This window comes from Agarivorans sp. QJM3NY_29 (assembly GCF_050870835.2).
Lineage (GTDB): Bacteria > Pseudomonadota > Gammaproteobacteria > Enterobacterales > Celerinatantimonadaceae > Agarivorans.
This window is the reverse complement of the sequence record NZ_CP194036.2, coordinates 2,334,779-2,354,475: the sequence shown is the minus strand read 5'-3', so window position 1 is coordinate 2,354,475 and position 19,697 is coordinate 2,334,779. Positions and strand designations below refer to the sequence as shown.

At 44.5% G+C, this 19,697-nt stretch carries 15 protein-coding genes; 1 reads left to right on the top strand and 14 read right to left on the bottom strand.

Annotation, left to right across the window (positions count from 1 at the left end; genetic code table 11):
* Positions 1–938: 938 nt before the first annotated feature.
* From ACRRS0_RS10820 to ACRRS0_RS10755, 14 genes are all read right to left on the bottom strand, one after another.
* Positions 939–1,523 (bottom strand): hypothetical protein, encoded by a 585-nt coding sequence (locus ACRRS0_RS10820; RefSeq protein WP_432453204.1) that lies wholly within the window; start codon positions 1,521–1,523, stop codon positions 939–941.
* 22 nt (positions 1,524–1,545) lie between these two features.
* Positions 1,546–2,349: a M91 family zinc metallopeptidase gene (locus ACRRS0_RS10815; protein WP_432453205.1), complete on the bottom strand. Its 804-nt coding sequence runs from the start codon at positions 2,347–2,349 to the stop codon at positions 1,546–1,548.
* Positions 2,350–2,383: 34 nt separating this feature from the next.
* Complete coding sequence (gene tssA / locus ACRRS0_RS10810; RefSeq protein WP_432453206.1) at positions 2,384–3,502, bottom strand: type VI secretion system protein TssA; 1,119 nt, start codon at positions 3,500–3,502, stop codon at positions 2,384–2,386.
* Positions 3,503–3,512: 10 nt separating this feature from the next.
* Positions 3,513–7,592, bottom strand: coding sequence for a type VI secretion system protein (locus tag ACRRS0_RS10805; protein ID WP_432453207.1), 4,080 nt, complete (start codon positions 7,590–7,592; stop codon positions 3,513–3,515).
* A complete protein-coding gene (locus tag ACRRS0_RS10800; protein WP_432453208.1) occupies positions 7,592–8,353 on the bottom strand; it encodes a DotU family type IV/VI secretion system protein in 762 nt (253 codons plus the stop codon). Before ACRRS0_RS10800 ends, ACRRS0_RS10805 begins: the two co-directional genes overlap by 1 nt.
* 1 nt (position 8,354) lies before the next feature.
* Positions 8,355–9,749 carry a type VI secretion system baseplate subunit TssK gene (gene tssK, locus ACRRS0_RS10795; RefSeq protein WP_432453209.1) on the bottom strand — a complete coding sequence of 465 codons (1,395 nt, stop codon included), beginning with the start codon at positions 9,747–9,749 and terminating at the stop codon, positions 8,355–8,357.
* On the bottom strand, positions 9,746–10,216 hold the full coding sequence (locus tag ACRRS0_RS10790; RefSeq protein ID WP_432453210.1) for a hypothetical protein: 471 nt from the start codon (positions 10,214–10,216) through the stop codon (positions 9,746–9,748). The genes tssK and ACRRS0_RS10790 overlap by 4 nt, the downstream gene beginning before the upstream one ends.
* A complete protein-coding gene (tssG, locus tag ACRRS0_RS10785) occupies positions 10,213–11,379 on the bottom strand; it encodes a type VI secretion system baseplate subunit TssG (protein ID WP_432453211.1) in 1,167 nt (388 codons plus the stop codon). The genes ACRRS0_RS10790 and tssG overlap by 4 nt, the downstream gene beginning before the upstream one ends.
* Positions 11,343–13,142 carry a type VI secretion system baseplate subunit TssF gene (gene tssF, locus ACRRS0_RS10780; RefSeq protein ID WP_432453212.1) on the bottom strand — a complete coding sequence of 600 codons (1,800 nt, stop codon included), beginning with the start codon at positions 13,140–13,142 and terminating at the stop codon, positions 11,343–11,345. The genes tssG and tssF overlap by 37 nt, the downstream gene beginning before the upstream one ends.
* Before the next feature lie 41 nt (positions 13,143–13,183).
* Entirely contained in the window at positions 13,184–13,534 is a 351-nt protein-coding gene (locus ACRRS0_RS10775) for a hypothetical protein (protein ID WP_432453213.1), read from the bottom strand.
* A 118-nt stretch (positions 13,535–13,652) separates the two neighbouring features.
* Entirely contained in the window at positions 13,653–14,273 is a 621-nt protein-coding gene (locus ACRRS0_RS10770) for a type VI secretion system tube protein Hcp (protein WP_432453214.1), read from the bottom strand.
* A 71-nt stretch (positions 14,274–14,344) separates the two neighbouring features.
* On the bottom strand, positions 14,345–16,417 hold the full coding sequence (gene tssC / locus ACRRS0_RS10765) for a type VI secretion system contractile sheath large subunit (RefSeq protein ID WP_432453215.1): 2,073 nt from the start codon (positions 16,415–16,417) through the stop codon (positions 14,345–14,347).
* A gap of 83 nt (positions 16,418–16,500) precedes the next feature.
* Positions 16,501–16,731 (bottom strand): hypothetical protein, encoded by a 231-nt coding sequence (locus tag ACRRS0_RS10760; protein WP_432453216.1) that lies wholly within the window; start codon positions 16,729–16,731, stop codon positions 16,501–16,503.
* A gap of 409 nt (positions 16,732–17,140) precedes the next feature.
* Complete coding sequence (locus tag ACRRS0_RS10755) at positions 17,141–18,172, bottom strand: sigma 54-interacting transcriptional regulator (RefSeq protein ID WP_432453217.1); 1,032 nt, start codon at positions 18,170–18,172, stop codon at positions 17,141–17,143.
* Between the two features lie 386 nt (positions 18,173–18,558).
* Here ACRRS0_RS10755 and ACRRS0_RS10750 point away from each other — a divergent pair, with 386 nt between their 5' ends.
* The gene (locus tag ACRRS0_RS10750) at positions 18,559–19,689 is read left to right on the top strand and encodes a GNAT family N-acetyltransferase (RefSeq protein ID WP_432453218.1); all 1,131 of its coding nucleotides are present in this window, start codon (positions 18,559–18,561) and stop codon (positions 19,687–19,689) included.
* Positions 19,690–19,697: the final 8 nt, after the last annotated feature.

Genomic DNA, 19,697 nt, shown 5'->3' with positions numbered 1-19,697 from the left:
CCGAGTAAATAATTTCTAATTTTGTACTGACAGCAGAGTGCTAGCAACAAATACCTATCATACTCAAAACTCGATTAGATGAACTTATCCGACGTAAGTATTGCGAAAAACGGAATTTTTAGCTCATCAAACACTTATGGTTCATCTTAACTTTTCGATGATTACAGAAAACTGCGCGATTAAATGATTCCAAGATACAAAGTGAAGGACTTACATAGATCATATAAGAGTGGATTAAAACTAGCGCTTATCTGGAAGTGAATTGGACGACAGGCCTTATACCAACAGCCATAAATGAAATTTAAATAGAATAAAAACTTAAAGGATAAAACTAAGCTTGTCATTCATAAATACCAGCGATAACGCAATCCTAAACCAGAAAGAACCGCCTGCTATATACATAACCATATAAAAACAAACCAACGTTTTAAAAAAAAGAAACTTGTTTTATAAAAAACAAACCCGCGCATGAATCTAGAATAAAATTAGACCGATAATCACATGCAAAAATCTATCGGCGGAGCAATAAAAATAATTAACCACGAAGCCAAAAATCTCTAAATATAAATTTTAGTTGTTTGTTATGCCATCAAGAAATAAGTTAACAGATGTTACTAAAAAATAGAATATCAGCAGAGGGGAATAAAGGGATGCCTTGGAGTAGTTTGATTTATATTTTAAGAGCAAGAGATTTACGGGTTTAGTATTTTTTCAATAAAAACACTAAACCCGTAGCGTTCCATGGTTCCGTATGTTTTATGAAAATCAAGCTTCAAAACCTATCAGTATCTTCACTGACAAACATCGATTAAACGCCTAAAATTTAGAAATAGAACCTATTCCTTCCGATACTCTGCGGTGACTCACAGACACTAATTGTTCCATGTTAATTTATCACAATTTGTACAAATGCCAGATTTCGCGGGTTTTATCAGCCACTAGCCCTGTTGATAGTCCTTAGGTTCAGCTCGGATATTTGGCATCGGATTATGCCGATAGATAACACTGTCTCTCCGCCCATGATGTTTAATATAATCGAAATGAGCAACTTGGGCATGATGCTGCCCTCTTTGAGTATCATCAGTAATCGGAACAAAGGGGTTTCTCGAAGGATGTATCAATTTGTCGCCTATATATTCATGCAATCGACCGTTTACATTTTCCATGTGGTAATCGGCATGTTTACGAGCAGGTTCCCGGCCAACATTATGAGGACTGTGAAATGGAGTAATGTGCCCAAAAGTACCGCTACTGCTACGATAATAGCGAGTTTTATGCGCATCATCGGTACCAGTGGTTCCAATAAGATTAAATGGTCGGTAAAGGCGATCCGCTTGTTTATCAGCAGTGGTTGCACCGAGATGATTTTGTTCTGCTTGGTCAATAGCAGCTTTTCTAGCCGTGGAAAAACTCTTATTTGGGGCAAATAACGCTTTAAACTGCCCCCATCCTCCGAGTGATTTTCCCATACTGGCATCTACTTCTTTTTTATAGCGGGCGTATCTTTCTTTATAACTTGGCATTGCAGTTCTCCTACTTCGTTATTTAGAAATTCAAATCCATTTTTCCGTACTTTAATCGTGGGATAAATTGTCCGTTGGATGTTGGCGTGATCCCTTGATGCTGCTTGGCCAAATCAATCCGCAAGGAATTCTCCGTTGGTAGTCCATTGCTTCCTCCAGTTCCATCGGCGGCACCTACGGTCACACGCTCCTCTTTTATTACCCCTGGCGAAACATGATAGTTATCATGTTTACAGCTTTGTAGGGTTCCAGTTGCGGAATGAGTAGCATGAATAAGTTCATGTCCCAAACTGATAACTGAAGAACTTGGAGCTGCATGCGACCGTGGTTCGAGAACTGAACGGTCAGTCTGATGGGGCACTAAGGAATCTGAACCTACACCGTTGGTTTTCGCATCTAATCTATCCAACGCTTTTTGTGAGCCTCCGTGTTTGGGCTTATCGCCTCGATCTTGAATTTTCACTTTATAGCCCGAACCATGAATCGTATCGAAAACCTTCTGTCCTGACTCCATGGCTAACAGTAAGTTTAAATCTCGCTTTGCTCTTAAAGTGAAATCTAGCAATGCGCTGCCTGTTTGATAGACAGCATGCGCACCATCACGGATGATCGAGACCGAAGGAATATGTGCGACGCTAATTTCGGTCACTGGTTTAAGCTGCGATTTAGCATCACGTCGCTTCTGGATTACGGGAGGCTGCAGACTAGATGATGTTGGCTGAGCAGCGATATGACGTAGATGCTGTCGTACATGACGGTGTAAGTCGCTATCGGACTTACCCGCTTGGCCAACGACAACTTGCCTTTTTTTCGCTTTGTCATTCATACTGATGCCTCTTATTTTATCTAAACTACATAGGCTAATCACTACTCACTTCCAGCCCCATCAACTCAAATATGTTTAATTGACCACCTTTTTGTAAAAATAGTTGCTGATATAAGTCTGGCGCGCTCATCTCTCCCCAGTTACAGGCCGTATATACCAAATAAGGAACGGGACTATGCGGGTCATCTTCCATTAAAAATTCTGCCGCACGCCGCAACATCACAAACGCATCCGCTCGATCACGCAGCTCACTATGGTGGCCTCCGCCACCGCCAGCCGACGAGGGCGGCGTATCACTTGCGCTTCCTCCCTCATCATGCCCATCTGATTCACTAGCATTAGCCAAAGAAATGCCCCGGCGAAATAATTCATTACAGACCATTTCATTGACGTTACTTAGCAACTTACGTAAGTCACTTAAGCTGGGACTATCACTATCACAGGTTTCATCGAGCCACAGCTGAAATTCATCTACCGCCACAATGCCATCATCCAATGCCTGATGAAGATCTAGCAGCGTAACTGGTGCCGTGGCAGCTATACGTTGTTTAAATAACTTAGGATTGGGGCCATCCCAAGCGCTAGATAGCTTGTTTTGGTTGTGTAATTGTTGATAACGCAGCGCATTTTCCCAATCATCCCAACTGTACTCATTTCCATCTAAGGGGGTATCGGTAATTTTGATTAAACGGAGTTGTAAAGTGAGCTTTTCATTAACCCAATTAATCGGGTTGGTACGATACTCTAAATCGCCGTCTACCATTTGAGGGTGCATGGTGTCCCAGTATTGCTTACACAATTGCAAAATTAGCACCAATGCGGGAGCAACACCGGAAAATCCATACAAGTGAATATTCGATTCAAGCAGCCAAACACCTAATTGCAGATCCTTGCACTTTTCACTTAATGCTTCCAAGGCTATTTTTCTAACTTCTTGCCAATCAGCGACTTTCAGTTCGTGGCTCCAAACTCCCATAGGAAGGCTTGGATCGTCAGACTTGCGGGCATTCTTAATGTTAAAATAGACACCGTTATGACGAACTGAATCCCCTACTTGGTTATCGCCCACTGGCGCTATTAGCGTCTCTAACGGTATGCCAAAGTGTTGTTGAATATAGTCATCAACTGACTGTCCAGAGGCAGGTAATCGCATTCAGATTTCCTCAGTTATCACTAAAATTTGGAGCTTTTTGGGGCAAGGTCTGCGGCCAACTCATGGTATGACGAAGACCTTTGGCATCGGTATATTGTCCGGTCAGCGCAATATTAGGCTGACTAACGTAGGCTAATTTTTGTTGCTGTGGGAGTTTTTCTTTATAAGAGACAGGGACATTAAACATCAGTAGCTGAGTGCCTGCCGCCATGCCTTCAGGTTTCATATGCATACTATCCGCGTAACGAATAAGCCATTCATACAGACCCCAAGCACCCGTGGTCTCAAAACGTACCGCTGAACGTTGTGAAACAAATGTCGCGTGAGGTAAGTCTGCCAAAGTATAAGGCTGGTAGGGAGAACTATCGGCCCAAAATAACTCTAATGCCAGCGGCCTCCCAACTTGCCAATGAATGACTTCGCCTCGATTAGGAAAACCGATAAGCTGCTGACTGCTGCTGAGTTCCCAACGAACGATTTGGTTGGTTCCTTTGGCCTTCCCTGACAATGCGTTAAATTGCACATCTAATTCGGCTGACCAAGTTTGTCCGTCTGAAGCGAGCCCGCTATTGAGCCAGTTTTTAAATTGATTAAGCTGCTTTAAAAAGCGCTTCCAGCTGGTCGGGATTTTTGCTGGATAAGCTTTGGCCATCGCATCTAATTGCTCAGACAACAACTGAGGGTCATTATCTGGGCTCGTAAAAAATCCGACCGCGGTACTTAAAGGCAAGTCATTCTTACCTGCTTCGCTCACCTCAGAGAACGGAAACAGACCGGCTAGCTGCTGATCAAATCTCCTCGCCATAGCCAAATAACTATCAATTGCTCGAGCCTGAGTTGACTTTTTACAGTGCGCCCAAACCTGTAGATCAAGTCTTTGCAACTTCTCGCCAAACCAACTGCCCCCCCGTTGAGGACTTACATCCACATCGCTGCATTGCAGCATCGTCATTTCTGGCAATGTCGTGGTAATTAAGCTCTCCAGCTTACTCAAGTCATTATCAGGATCTTTGCGCTGATACTTCGCTAAGGTATTCAAGGTATCAAACCAACGCTGAGAACTACCGCCTAACTGTTCTATTCCCCCACTATTCAATAAAAAGCTAACCAGTGGCTGCGCATAACTTTGTGCCAGATAACTCAAGCGCTGGCGCTGAGCAATGGCATATTGGCTAAGTTGCTTGTCAGTCTCAATTGCAAACAGGGCCTGAGCAAAATTCAATTGCTGCCAATCTGGTTTCTTTTCTGCAACATAAAGCCTATCGAGACTCACTAGCTCATCAATCTGTTCTAACAACTGTCGCGCATGATTACGCGCGGATTGTTTCAGCCAAATTCGGTTACGAGTATCACCCAACTGCATCAGTAGTTGTTCAAGATTTAAAATAGCATCCTGTACATTTACAAAGTTGTTGATACTTAATGCAAGCTCAGCTTCCTTATCGCTATTCTCTAAAGAATTGGCTAAGCGAACTTGCCGTTGCATCGCGTCGTTAAGCTGGTAGGTGATGACATCGCTTAACTTATGTCGAATCGAATTGGCGTAGAAAGAATCGGCGCTATGGTAGTAACGCGCCTCAAATGCTTGATACTGACGAATACTATCCAATGCCTGAGTCAGAGGCCCCAGACGCCAACGCTGTATCGGTGTTGTTGGCAGCGGACTCAATGTTCCGGATAATTGCTGGATCACAAATGGCAATTGCTCTAGTGCTTTAATTTCTTGCTGTAAAGTAACAAGTTTTGGGCTCATCCGGACTAATTTGCCTGCTGACACAAAAGCTGAACCATGCTGTGCTAGATTGACCGCTAATAACTTCTGCTGCGCAACCTGGTAACAACGCTGTTCACCAAATAATTCACTGATCTCATCTAAGATCCATGCAGGATGATCGCCTGACTTGCGTAATCCCTTGATCGCGCTAGCCAAATGAGTATTGACCTTACCACAGGGACTAGCGCTATAAGGAACCGTCCATTTAAGGTTACTGGTGCTTAACCATTCCCCCAAACTTCTTAACTGACTAATTAATAAATTGGAGGTAGGCGCGTCATCTTTGCCAAGCTCAGATAAAAATCTAGGATGAGTACTGTCAATAAGGGCTTGATGTAATCTCTTCGCGGACTGCAGTAAATGAGTAATGTTTCGTTCGGGATCGGTTAAAGTTTGTTGCTTTACTTTGTATTCCATCACCTGTATTGCCCCAGTAACCAGAGGGGATGAAGGGCGTGAAGCCTCTGGCACTGGAACATCGTATGCGTAGTCGAGTAAACTGGTGAGCCTAGCTTGTACTTGCTTATCGCTACCCAATGGACCCGCCAAATATACGAAGTCGTCAACACTGGTATTAAATATCGACATCGAGTCTGCAAATACAAATAGTTGCTCAGTTAAAGCTGACTCATTAGCTTGGCTTTTTGAGCTTTGCTGTTCCAATTTATTTAATTCTATGGCTTTGACGCTTAAGCGACATTCAAGACTACTGAACAATTGAGGACTCAGTAGTTGATTGCCAACAACCAACTGATTTTTGTACAATTGGGTATCCAACCACGATACTGGCATCGATAGGTTCCAAGGCTTGTGCCCTACTTCTGCTAAGTGAGCCAATAAGCGGTAGGGGTTTTGACCCAGTGATGGACAATTCGTAGTCGAATCGCTGATTTCACTCGCTGCTTGTTTGAGGACCCGAGTGAAGTTGTGGTTATAGTTAAGCATGCGAACACTGTCAAAGCACAACCATAACAATAACAAGGCTCCAAACCCCATAGTCGAAAGTTGAAACCGCTGTAGGAGCTTTTCCGAGGACAACAGCCGTCGCTCCAGCGGAGTGGCTAAATTCAGTTCTGCGAATATTTTTTGGTTAAACAGTTGGTCAGTAAATGCCGGGACCTGCTCAACTGCACCGCAAAAGAACACCCCTCTTAACGGCAGAGGTGCCTGAAATTGGCTGCGACTGAATGTCCCTTCCATGACTTTTTTAAGGGGAGATTGCATGCGACGAAAATGCTGATGAAACAACATAAATCGGTCTATATCGACTATCTCACGACTTGAGGCTGCGACTTCCAGTTGAGCGAGCTGTAAATCTGCAACCACTTGCTCAAATGCCAAATCTATCCAATTCGGATCAAAGCTACTTTCTAATTGCAGTGGGTTTGACCAACCAATCATCTCCCGCCAACGTTGGTCGCTTTGAGCCTGCCAGAAAGCTTCAAAACCTTCGATAACATCGCACTCGGTTACCACCAGATAAATCGGCAGCACAAAACTGCTTTTTTTCTGCACCAACCATAACTGCTTGAATAACTGCTCAGCCAGCGCCGCTTGGCGGTAGATACTGTCGGCCTCTAACAATGACTTGGCAGAGATGCTCATAACGATACCGTCTAGCGGTCGCTCTGGTCGATATCGGTGAATGACTTCTAACAGTTTAGCCAGTCGAGGCATTTCTCCACTAGGGTTGTGTCCAGTTTGAGATTCTACTAATAGCTCTTGGTCGGCTTCAATCAACACCCCATTGTCAAAGAAATGCCATTGGCTACCAGCTGCATGTTGCTGTTTTTCTCGATGCAGCAATGCTGCACGCTTGCCAGAACGGATCCCTTCAAGTAACGCATTTCCGCCCGATCCCGGTTCGCCAAGCAACAAAAACCATGAGCTTTTATAACGCCACTGGCGGCTAGTGGTTAAATACTTTAAAGTGTCGCGAATTCGTTTCATGCGAATCCTGAGCCTTAAATTCTGACGCGCTTTTCGACGATAAGCCTCTCGATACTTGTCAAACCACAGTCGCGCAACCGAAAAGGGTTTTGCCAACCAGCAGAGTAAGGCTTTCGCTCCTACATTGATGGTTGAAAACAAAACGCTAATCCAAGTGAATCCAAGTTTTAATAGCCACCAAGCCAGTATCACGATAAGTAACAGTAAAAAAAAGATGAATAAGACACGCCATACTGGATCGTTCCAGTAAGGGTCAAGCATAACCACCAGCGGGGATAAACGTTGCTGCAAGCCACCGCTGCCCCCTCTCAGCAACAACTCAGAGGTTTCCCATAGCGAGTTTAACTTAGCAAATAGTTCGGCCATTACGAACCCAGTCCCAGAAGCGAGAGCTGACTAAGCGGCAAATTAAGTAATGCCCAAATGGCTGAGCTGAGTACTAAATAAGTCAGCGTTACCCAAGCCATTTTCCGGTACCAGTTGGCGATAGGAGCCAATCGTTGCTGCTCATTTGACACCAACAAATGCTTATAAGCAGTCGCGCATATCGGAGTAGATTGTCCGTTCGCCTCCGCTCTCAGAAGTCGATATAAACGCTGTCGGTAACTTGCCAATTTTTCCGGTTGTTCACGATAACGGCCAGCAAAACCCAAACGTAACATGAATAAATACACGGTCGATAATTGGCGTTCCATCGACGTATGGCTGCGCGCATTCAGTAGTTTTTCAATTAACTCGAACATCGTGCTGCCGGCTCGGCAACTCTTAAACATCGATTTTTCGAGCAATATATCTTGCCAGTGAGCTTGCCCTACCCAGTCAATTTCAAATAGAGCCAACTCATCAGCCAAAGCAACCATGGCGTAAAGCGCACATTTCATCGATTGATTTTCACGGGCCGTATTTCGCTCGTTATATTGGTGCCGAGTGGCTTCCAACCACAATCGCAAACGCGCCTGAACAGCGTAAGCAATTTCTTCCGGTTTCGGAGCTTCGGCTAACGCTATCTCTCGTTTTACAACGTCATCTAGTATGCCTTGCTGATTTTGCTGTTTGAATATGGCAATCAGTTCGTAAAACTGCACCATTAACGAAAGTAAGTCGAGCTGATCAGTTTTAGTTTTCATACTAAACCCTTAACTCATGAGGGACATGCAAGGTGATACGCCGAGGTTGCTGCAACTTCAGCTGTCCACTGGTACATACAATAACCAGTTGTTGCCCCGGCAGGATCAGCTTTTCATCGGCTTGAATGGCAAATAACGCCCGACCCGGTCCGGCAGCAATACCAGTTTGCTCATCGACACTCACTTGACGAACCGAAGCACCCAGCATGCGGTGTTTGGCTAACGACTCATGCATCTTAAATGATGCAATACGACAGGCCTTAAACCACTCACTCAGCTCTTCAGTGCTACCGCCATCAAAAGCCGACAACTCTACAAGTAGCTCCCCACCAGCCCACGCTTTATCATACTGCAGGGTGAACACACCTTTACGGTTTTGCTCAAAGTGAATACTAGTGAAGCGCATATTCACGTTAGAGAGCTGCTGTTGCAGGTAATCCAAAGCCTGATTGAAGCCAGACAGAGAATTACTATGTTGATATGCTGCCAGTTTAGGGGGCACCCCAACTGGATCCAACTCACTAAAAATGCCAACCATACGCGCCAACAACATATACAGTGTGTGTGGGTGAGTTTGTTGATCATCACTAGCTAATTCAAATTCTGGCAGATTACGGCTTAAGGCTCTTATCCAACTCCGATGTAGCTGGCCAATTTTATGCCCCAGTCGATCTTCCCCCTGCTCAGAATAGCCAGCAAGCTGCCGCGCCTTATTACGTATACTTAAAGCAAGAGCTTGGCAACGTTGTTGAATCGGCTTACGAGTACCAATAGTATTCTGATCAAATACGAAACTTTCTGCAGCGATATTTAATAACGCTGGACAATACTCACCGAGTTGAAAATTACCCACATCGGGTTGGCAAACCTCAAATAACGGTACGCTCGCATATTTGCTACTAACTCGATCGGTTGCCTGCAAGGCCAGTTTGGGGCTTAAGCGCTGGGTCACTATCTCACCTTGTCCGGTGTTATCATCGACCGAAGGCGGACCATCAACCGCTTCAAAGCGTTGAATGGTGGCACTATCACTCACACAACCAGGCGTTCGAATGGGTGCGACCAAATGAATACGAACCCGAGTCAGTTGATCAATTCCCGAAAGCGTCGTCAGGTCAAGCTGTAAGCGGTCATGCTCATTTTCTTGATAGTTCACAACTAAGCCATCCTGCAAAATCGCCCTGACCCGCCTTACCACGACCTCACCTTGCATTAACTTCCCATGGTCGATATCTAAAAGAGTTAAGCCCCAAGCATGCGGGGAAACCAGTTTTCTAAGGACTTGCAACTGACTTTCCCAGTACACATCATTTTGCTGAAAGTGCTGCGGTGACAGCATCATCCCTTCAGACCAACATAGAGCTTGCGGGAGAGACTCCCAATCTATATCTTTCATGATTTGCCACCCGCTATAATCTGGTATTGATTCACCTCGAACTGAATTCGAACCGATGGATAACCCTCGATACGCGCGGCAACTTGGCCAAGCGAAGCAAGGTAATTAGCGAACAACAACACGGCAGTGGCATCTCTTGAATTCTTGGGTAATGTGATTGGCTGCTCGGAAGTCAGTGGAACAATGTCGTAACTCAGTACGGCAATTTTGCTACCCAAACTCAATTGCATCGCTTCTTTTTGCTGGAACCATTGTGGGGCACTCATTGTGCTTAAAGTCGCGGCTGCCCCAGTATCGAATATCAGCACTAGGTCATACGCCACTGGATTATTCTGGTTACAATCAGCGGTACTACTTACAGAGACTTTGCTTAAGTCATTGGCATGGCTAAGCCCAAGGTATTCCTTTAATGAACAAGCAGTCATCAGCAACATACAAGTCAACAAAATCCCAACTGATCGACTCATAAATTTGTTCTCGCTAAATCCACCATAAAGGTCACCCGTTCACGCCCTTGGAATTCACCCAACCGACTAAGACGGCCTAATTGGTTTCCTTCCCCCTTTAAACAAAGCGCTTTAGAAACAGCCTGATCGCTAACTAAAGTGACCTCACAATCACATTTGCGATCGGTAATCCAACACAGTAGGCGATATAACTGCGAATATCGGTCCCCCTCCGGTAACAAACGCTTAAGGCTCAAATTAGGCAAGGGCCCAAGGACCACGCCAATCGCCGCTTGCTGATCCCATATTTGAGTTCCTAGAGTCGCCTCTCCACCTAAACAATGGTTGGCTTGTCCAAGCCGAATATGATCTTCGACTTCAACTCTTAGCCAACGACCAATACAATGTTTAAGTTGGTTTAAACGGACATCTAAAGTCACTCGAAATAGCTCTTGAATAAGCGGTAAGGACATGCGTCGATTTGCCAGTGAGCCTGCAAGCCCAATAAACCGATCGGTATTTTGTTGATACAGCTGGCGGTGCACTTTAAGTAGATTGCCACTTAAAGCCAGTGACATTTGGCCTATTTCTGAGTGCTCCGCTGGTGCGTGGGCAAGAGTGGCGTCGGTCAAGCTTCTGAATAAATATCGTAAGCTTTGCAGGCGATGGTTAAACAGATCCAAAAAATGAGCTAACACCGCCTGACGGTTTTTTATATCATCAACCACCAGCTCGGTGAGGCCATCGGGCAACGGGCCAGCTAAGCCGCTGATATGATTGCCTAAGCTAACAATTTGATATTTGTGGCTAACATCATCCCGCCCCGAATCGATAACTGTAACCGCTCTCACTTCTCCCGCCGGAAAATGAGCTTCATAAGATGCTCTAAAGAAGAAATGTTTATCTAAAGATTGAACGAGTTGGTTTTCGATAGACTGTGGTTGTTCTATTTGACTTAAGTAGAAAGCTCGCGTGGCACGATGAGCCTCTAAATGGCTCACATCTTTTAATTCACCGAGAACCGCTTGCGCATCGCCTAGCGAATCGCTTGTTTCAGATAATTCAGGATCCTGTGATTCTTCAGATAATAGTAAACGTACCAGCTGATAAAACGACCAGCCAGCTTCGGGATTAGTATATAAGTCAGCTACAGTAAAACCTGTTCGCCAATGCGCGGTGGCCATTGTTTCCACACTCCTTCACGTTGATGACTCACTAGCTGTAACTGAACAAAATGGTTCAAAGTCGTATACAGACCCAAAAAATGACTTAGAACTTGCCCCAACAATAGTGGGTTGGCGTCACCAAAGTAGTGTTCGTCTACCGTCATCGTGATACGAGTTCCTCGGCAGTGACCGCGCCAAGCCTGCCGACCAATGCGCTTAACCACACTTTCGCCATGCCAATCCATGAGACCCTCAATTTGGCGCATTTGCGATGAAGCGAAACTATCAGCATATAGTGTGAGGATTTGTTTGAGCAAAGCTAATCGATTACGCCCTTCGCCAAGCGCAAAATGATTTAAACTTAACTGCGACAGCAATTTCACATTGTTACCCGGTTGTAATCGTGCTCCTTTGAATCGGGTTGGCTGCTCCATCACGTTAGCAGTCATCATTGGTGCACTTCCTACCGGCTTTAACTTATTCCCCATCCGCAAAAACTCTGGGAGACGTCGATTACTACACCAACCTTTTATCACCAAGGTCTGATCAATCGGATCACAGGTATTAAATTGACCATCGTAAAGTGCAAGCATCGTGTCACAACCGCTCTGCTCTGCCTTTAGCAATGAAGTTAAGCGAGTGATATAGTATTGCTCCGCGCTATTTTCACGCTTGACTCCCAGCCATGGGTCCACCAATTTGGCCTTGCCATCAAAACCAATGCTACGAACCTCAGTAATCTGATGGATCTCTGCCAGCAGGTATTGCTGCTCATCTGCTGTTAAGCGGTATTCATGTTCAGTTTGCTTCAATTGAACGGGCTTGAAAGTTTTTGGATATAAATTGATCACCGGAAAGCAGTTCAACGACAAACTGTTACGAGCAAGGTGAATCGAACTTTTTGCTTCATCCAGTAAAAACAGCAACTCAAACTCATCGACACAACCATCAAGTTCTAAACCATTCACGTCGAAAAAATAAAATTTATCGGGGAAGGCAAAGTATTCCTGAAGCAAACGATAGGCACGCTGACTACCGTCGCCATCGGGCAATACGTTATGTGAAGCTTCAAAACCCAGCCAGCTCAGTACATGCTGCTTTGAACTGTCTGGTAATATCCGAATGTTATCTCCAACTTTAAGCGCCACCGCTCTTAACTTGTCATTGAATAGTTGAAATAGCTCTGCTCGCTGGCTGGTATTGTTTAAATAGAATCGCAGCTTATCCAAAGGATATTCATATACATTATCCATCCCTCGACTAGCTACGGTGACCGAAAGAACGGCCTGAGTGTCGCGACGTTGATCGATTTGACTGTAATAATTTTTGGGTAAAATTTTCACACCAGTGATGTCAAAAGGCCACAGAGGCGTGTCATAACAGCACTGCATCATACAGTCGTAACTCTTATCGCTATGACTTGCCCGGGCTTTAGTGACAAACTGCCGCCCCTTTTTTAACATATAACCATTTACAAAATTTGCGCCGTCGGTCTCAACGTTAGCCTGCAACACCGTCATGCACGGTTGTGAATGCACCAGACTCGGGTATAGCGTTTGCAGCATCTGATTTGGTATTTCACCGCGCTGTTCCGCCATGTCAGAGCGTAATTTTCCAGTAAGGTAAGCAAAAGACTGTAATAATTGTTCCACATGAGGATCAGCCGAACGACCCGAACTTAATTTTAGCTCAGCGGCAGCCGCAGGGTAAGCTTGACCAAACTGCTCCACCGAATGACGCAAAAACTGCAATTCCTGTTGAAAGCTGTCATAGTGATTCATGCACGACCATTCCTGTTTTCATCTGCCTTAAAACTCGATACTCAAAATTGAAAGTCTTCAACTAAATCCATATCAAGCACCTGTAGCTTTAATTCACATTTACCATTACCTACCTCTCGAAAACTAAGGTCACTGATTTCAACAGCCTTAACCCTCGGTTCGAAACGCAATATCAACTGCTCTAAGCGCTCTTTATAGGTGTCGAGATCGGCATGGCTATCCGCGCCCTGCTCTACTAAAGACGGCACTAAACCACGATTGGCATTGTGCACATCACCATCGAGTAACATTCGCGAGTCAAAAATTGCTTGAATGTTGCGTCGAACAGAATCCACTAACACGATCTCCTCACCAGGAAACGATAAGCGTTCGAACAGTGTTTTACTCACCATCTCTAACTCCTTTGCTGGTATTCGTTAAGCAACAAAGCTCTTACTTATCAAGTGTTGGCCCCCTGCAATGGCATGGACTAGCACGCGCATATCCCGGCCCATCCTGTGGTTCAGATTGTTAGCTTGACAAAGCACCAATTGGACGGTTTTTGGCAATACTCCAACCCGCTGCCATGGTTCCTTTGTTCTGCATTCCAGGACCTTGTAACTGATGATGCCAAGTAATTTCAGTAAAATTCAGCTTAAACTGCTCGGTCGCCATATCATTCGGATGAGACTGAAACTGAATTTCACTAATCAGTGCGAGACGCAACTCGAAGCGCATAATAATGTTGAGCTGATCCCCAGAGTTACGCAGTACAAAAATAATGGTTGGGCTGCTAGGGTCGGTATCGAGAGGCTTCGCTCGTAAACAATAGTCGTACATTTTGGGTGAGCTCACATCAACATACTTTACGCACGTAAAATCACTGATGATGGGCCGACCAGAAGTTCGTGCACTGTTACTCACATCGGTAGTGACTTGCTGCTGCAGACCTTGATTAATCGACACTAACTCGACACATTTTTTCGCATCGAAACCCGAGCCACCCGCATTATCGGCCAGTGCTGACCAAGTATCGCCATCGGCGGCACCGTCGATAAGTGATCCACCAGAGGGGTCTAGAAAGCCGCTACCCGCAGGATCTTGGGGTTTAGTGAAGCTGTCATCACCAAATTGTAGCAATATCAAATCCATAATTTATCTCTCATTTTGTCCATATTTCTGAGCAGCCAAGCTTTACTTGGTACTGCATTTCGGTGTCGAAACTACGGTAACTCCGCCACCAATCGAATCGAGGTCGATAACTCTTCCAGTTGGAAATGCGGACGAAGAAATACCGTTGCACGATACTTGCCTGGTGAGCCAGGAACATCGGTCACGTTAATCCTTGCATCACGTAGCGGATAACTCGCTTTCATCACTTGTGGGGCTGAGTCATCAACCAGCACATAGTTCGCAATCCAGTTATTAAGGAAGTCTGACGCATTATCCTTGGTTAAGAAGCTACCCACCTTGTCACGCATTATGACTTTGATGTAGTGAGCGAAGCGCGACGCATTCAATACATAGGGCAACATACTTGAAATACGGGCATTGGCATTCGCGGCATCGGTGTTATATTTCTTCGGCAAGTTGGTTGTTTGCCCACCAAAAAATGCGGCCTTATCAGAGCCCTTACGGTGTAGAATGGCCATAAATCCCAAATCGTTAAGTTCTTTCTCTCGACGATCACTAATCGTCACTTGGGTAGGACAAGTCAGTTTGATATCACCGGAAGGTGTTTTAAAGGTGTGCGTTGGCAAGCCTTCCACCAGCCCGCCACCTTCCACACCGCGAATTGCGGCTAACCAGCCATACTTAGCATAAGCATTAGTGATCCGCTGTGCTAAAATATATGCTGCATTTCCCCATAAATAACGTGATGCATCTCGGCCATCCACATCTTCTTTAAAGTCAAAGCCTTCCACCGACACCGTATCGGGTCCATAGGGTAAACGTAACAGCACTTTAGGTAAGGTCAACGTGACATACCGAGAATCGTCAGTTTCTCGAAAGCTGCGCCACTTAATAAGCTCCGCACTTTCAAAAATCTTACTCAAGTCGCGCGGTTGAGCTAAAGAGAAAAAATCTTTTAAATCAAACAGCTTAGCGTAAGCAGAGGTGATAAATGGGGCGTGAGCCGCTGCCGCTACACCAGCAATTTTTTCCAGGAGTTCAATGTCTTCAGGATGGCGACCAAATTCATAATCCCCAACCATAAAGCTGAAAGGGTCACCACCGTAAGTGCCAAATTCTTCTTCATAGGTTTTTTTGAACAGAGCACTCTGATCAAATTCAACAGCCTTTTGTAAATCTTTCAGTAGATCGGCCTTAGACACATTGAACACCTTCAACTTCAATTGAGTACTGGTTTCAGTATTCATCACTAAAAAGTGCAAGCCACGCCAAGTCGCTTCTAAAGACTGAAATTTAGGATGTTGCAGTACTAGATTAATCTGCAGGCTCAACAAATTGTCGACGTGGGAAATACGATCATTGATCAGGTCCGCCGCAAAAGCAGGCTGATTGGGATCAAGCTTTTGCACCACATCAACCGTGAACTGGCCGATCAGGTTAAGAACATAAGGAATTTGCGAGTCATCTAATGCCATATGTCCTTCAGTCAACATCAGTTGAGTGAAGCCTGTGGGAGTTACTGCAGAAAAGTCATCCGCCTTTGCAAAAGTACCAATCAGTTCATCCTGCAACTTTTTGTCGCTAAATAGTTTCACCAACAGCTCATCAAGCGCATCGTTCCCGTCGAGCTTACCTAAAAAGTCTCGCAGATAACAACGGCCTTGGTAGAGAGCAGCGGTAGGTTCAATATTATTCACCAGATTCATTGGGCTAAAATCATCAATCGAATTGAAAGCGAGGATAAAGACTTTCTTTTTCTTGTCCGTAGCAGCTTCAGAGGCAGGGTCTTTGTCACCTTCCTCTACGTCGCCATCCTTAGCCGTCTTAGCTGCTTTCCCACCTTTTTCTTTCGCCGCAGGTGTCTCCAACGATTCGCTCAGAACATCCTCTACATCAACCTTTAACCTCACCTGACAGCCCGTCATTACCTCGTTGAAGCTGTCACGATCAATCTCAACAAACGATCGTTCTTTAATCGCGGGTAACGGTGTTAATGCTGAGTCATTTGGTGCAACGGACGGCAGGTCACCAGAAAGATCTGACAAAATAGCCACCATCAGGGGTAACTCGCGCTGTTCAATCGCATCTCCAATCTCCACATCATAAGTAATATGTACCCGTGGAGAACGAACGCGTGACAGTTTCTTTTGTAAACTTTCCAAAACTTCACTCCTTAACGATTTGGCTAGTCAAAAGCTCCTTATGACTAGCACTCAAAACTACTATTGCGGACTCACGTCCTTGCTTATGCCTTCGCATTAAATCGGTAATAAGAAACACCGTTGCGATTTGTTTCAACCACGATCTGTTCCCCTACCATACGCTTCAATGCTGTCTCTACCGCCATCATAGAATCATCGAAACGTTGCCGCTTTACCCACCAGTCGGTAATGCCTGCAAGGGAGTCTTCTGATCCCGGATGCTGTTGCAGGTAACGTAAGATCACCAACTTGATGTCTTGTACTTCGTCCGTCATAGTTACCCTCGTGGTAAACGACATAACCAAACCTTCAGCAAAACTGATGCCAAATTGACAAAACAAATAATTAACAAGTAAGAACAATGGGATATATATAGTTGGATGTTATCTGCGTATATTTTAGGTGATCAGGAACGCGTGAATTAATACCCAGTGGGTAAGTTGTAGCCCGGTACGTTTCGATTCAGAGAGCTATTGAGTGATGCTGCAACCCCATCATTTAAGTTTGTATCGCTGTCATTTTGGTAAGTAAGTTGCGCATAAGATGTAGCTAAGGCTATATAGATAGGGTCCGAGATGGGTAAACATGACTTATGAATTCATTAAAAGTTTAATATTACTTTTATTGTTCGCCTTTAATGGATACCAGATCCCTTGAGTAATCGCCAAGTTTCACAGGAAAAACTCAGCAGGATAAGCCGAGGTCAGGGTAATTTTTACTGATATTGTATTTCTTCACCAACTTGCCAAATGCCCTGCGCTCTTTTCCACAAAGTGATGCAGCTTTAGTAATATTACCGTTACACTTCACCAAGGCATGTTTCACAAAAGCAAGTTCGAAAGCCTCTACTGTTTGACGTTTAGCATCGGCGAAAGAAATACCATCAAAATTTTCCGGCTCAGTGGCAATCTTCGATTTAGCAACCACAGTTTGGGTCTCGCGCAAAGTTTTTGATGCAAACAGCAAGTACTCAACATTATCAATGAGCGGGAGTTCTGCGGTTAAATACAGCCGATGTAAGGTATTTTCTAACTCTCGAACATTACCAGGCCAATTATGTTGACACAGCTGATGCATGATTCGTTCGCTGACTCTGTTTCGCCCTAACTGGTATTGACTGTCGAACTTACTCAAAAAGTGTTCTATCAGTTCGGGCATATCTTCGATACGTTCACGCAAGGGAGGCATATGAATGGTCAAAATCAATAGACGATAGTAAAGATCTTCACGAAAACAACCTTTGGTGATCTGCTCTGCTAGATCACAGTTGGTTGCAGTCACAAGCCTAACACTCGCTTTACAGGTGTCGTTACTTCCTACCGGACGAAATTCTTTTTCTTGTAAAAAACGCAATAACGTCGCCTGAGATTTAAGTGACAAACTATCGATCTCATCAAGAAACAAAGTGCCCCCCTCTGCCGCAGCTAACAAGCCTTGACGATCGGTTTTAGCATCGGTAAATGAACCTTTCTTGTGACCAAACAATTCACTGACAAATAAATCATCATTAAAGGTGGAACAGTTAAGCGCAATAAATGGCCTACTGGAAAGGCCTCCAGAATAATGCAAACCACGTGCTGCCAATTCCTTACCGGTTCCTGTTTCACCCGTGATAATCACTGGTGTGGGAAATACAGCCTGAGTTCGAATGGCTTTGATCACCCTTTTGATAGCGTACGAGTGACCAACAATATTTTGTTCCAATATGTCTTTCACTATTCCCTGTTCCTATCTTTGAGTTATTGATAGTGCCGGGTTCATCCTTACCCTATAAACAACCAAAAACAAACTATCGGCTTTCACTCATAAACAATACATTAGTTGACAAACTCATTATTTGACAGATAGGTTAGTAAATAATGCTGATGATGATTGCATGAATCTATCACCTGAAATCTAGTCAGCCCTCCAGCACAGCGCCTCAATGTATCTATTTCCAGGTATCCATAGCGCTATCCAATATTGATGGTCAATACCATGTCCGAGTGACGCTTACTTGAATTAATCTGCGATTTATTCGCACTGGCATTAAGCTTGAATATATTTTCAGAACCGTTTTCTAAACAATTGCTATTTATCCCCAAAAGACTTGGTTAAAGCCTATGGAATCATTCAATTTTTCACTCAAATTCGCCGGCTTAGCAAGCCATGAGATCTTCGACAATAAAATGGGCTCGCGGGTTGCTAGCCAAATTACCTACGGCTTACAACATGGCATTTCTCCCTGTGAGCGTATAACGTGGTTACTGTGGTTACGACAACAAAAATTAGAAGCTTACCCAGTGAGCCAAACCTCAGCGCAATTACTCATCAAAGCAATTGAATTAGCTGATTGGCTTGAAGACTGGTCCTTGCTACTAATTTTAAGACGTCAACTGCATAAATATATTGCTGGGTTAGAAAGTACCCGAGGTTTACAACAAAATGCGATTGATAACTGCTATCAGACCGTGGTGACATTAATTAAAACTGGAAACCTAAATAACGCAGAAGCAAGCTTACGCAATGCACTATTGCACTATCCAGAAGCCCAACAATTAACCCAGAGTATAACGCTACTGCAACAACGTCAGTGCAACATATCTTACCACCCTGACGATTGCTCCAATCAACTGCTCACTTTAATCCCCTTGGATTACGAGCACTACAATGCGTTTATCTGGCAATTTTATGAACCCTCAATCGCCGAGTTATGCAATTTACCAAACTTTGCCAGTGAAGCCGAATGGCGACATTGGCTTCATCAAAATCAATCACAACCAGACCAGCGAGTATTCGCCTTGATCCATGATCATTGGGGTTTTGTGGGATCGGTTTGCCTACGGATCCGGCAGAACATTGGCTTTTTTTACTTCTGGCTGGGTAAAGACTTTCAAGGCAAGCAACTTGGTCCTCAAGCATTGCAGACCTTACTATATTTGGGAGAACACTATCACAAGATAAGCGCATGTTATGCTTGTGCTTTTGCCCATAACCGAGCCTCAATCAGCGCAATGCACAAGCTAAAATTCAGCATGCTACCCTTCACCTTTTCAGCGCCCGATGACAACCAACGGATTTATTATCGAGGTAAACCAAAGACCTTGTATCAGCATTATGTGGAGATCCATGAGATCTTTAACCTGAACGATGAAAAGCAGCTAATCCCCTTGTCTACCATCACATCAGCACTCAAACTCAGGACATCAAAAACTAACACCGACCATAACTTTGCCAGTCTATTTTGCAGCTAAGCGGCAAA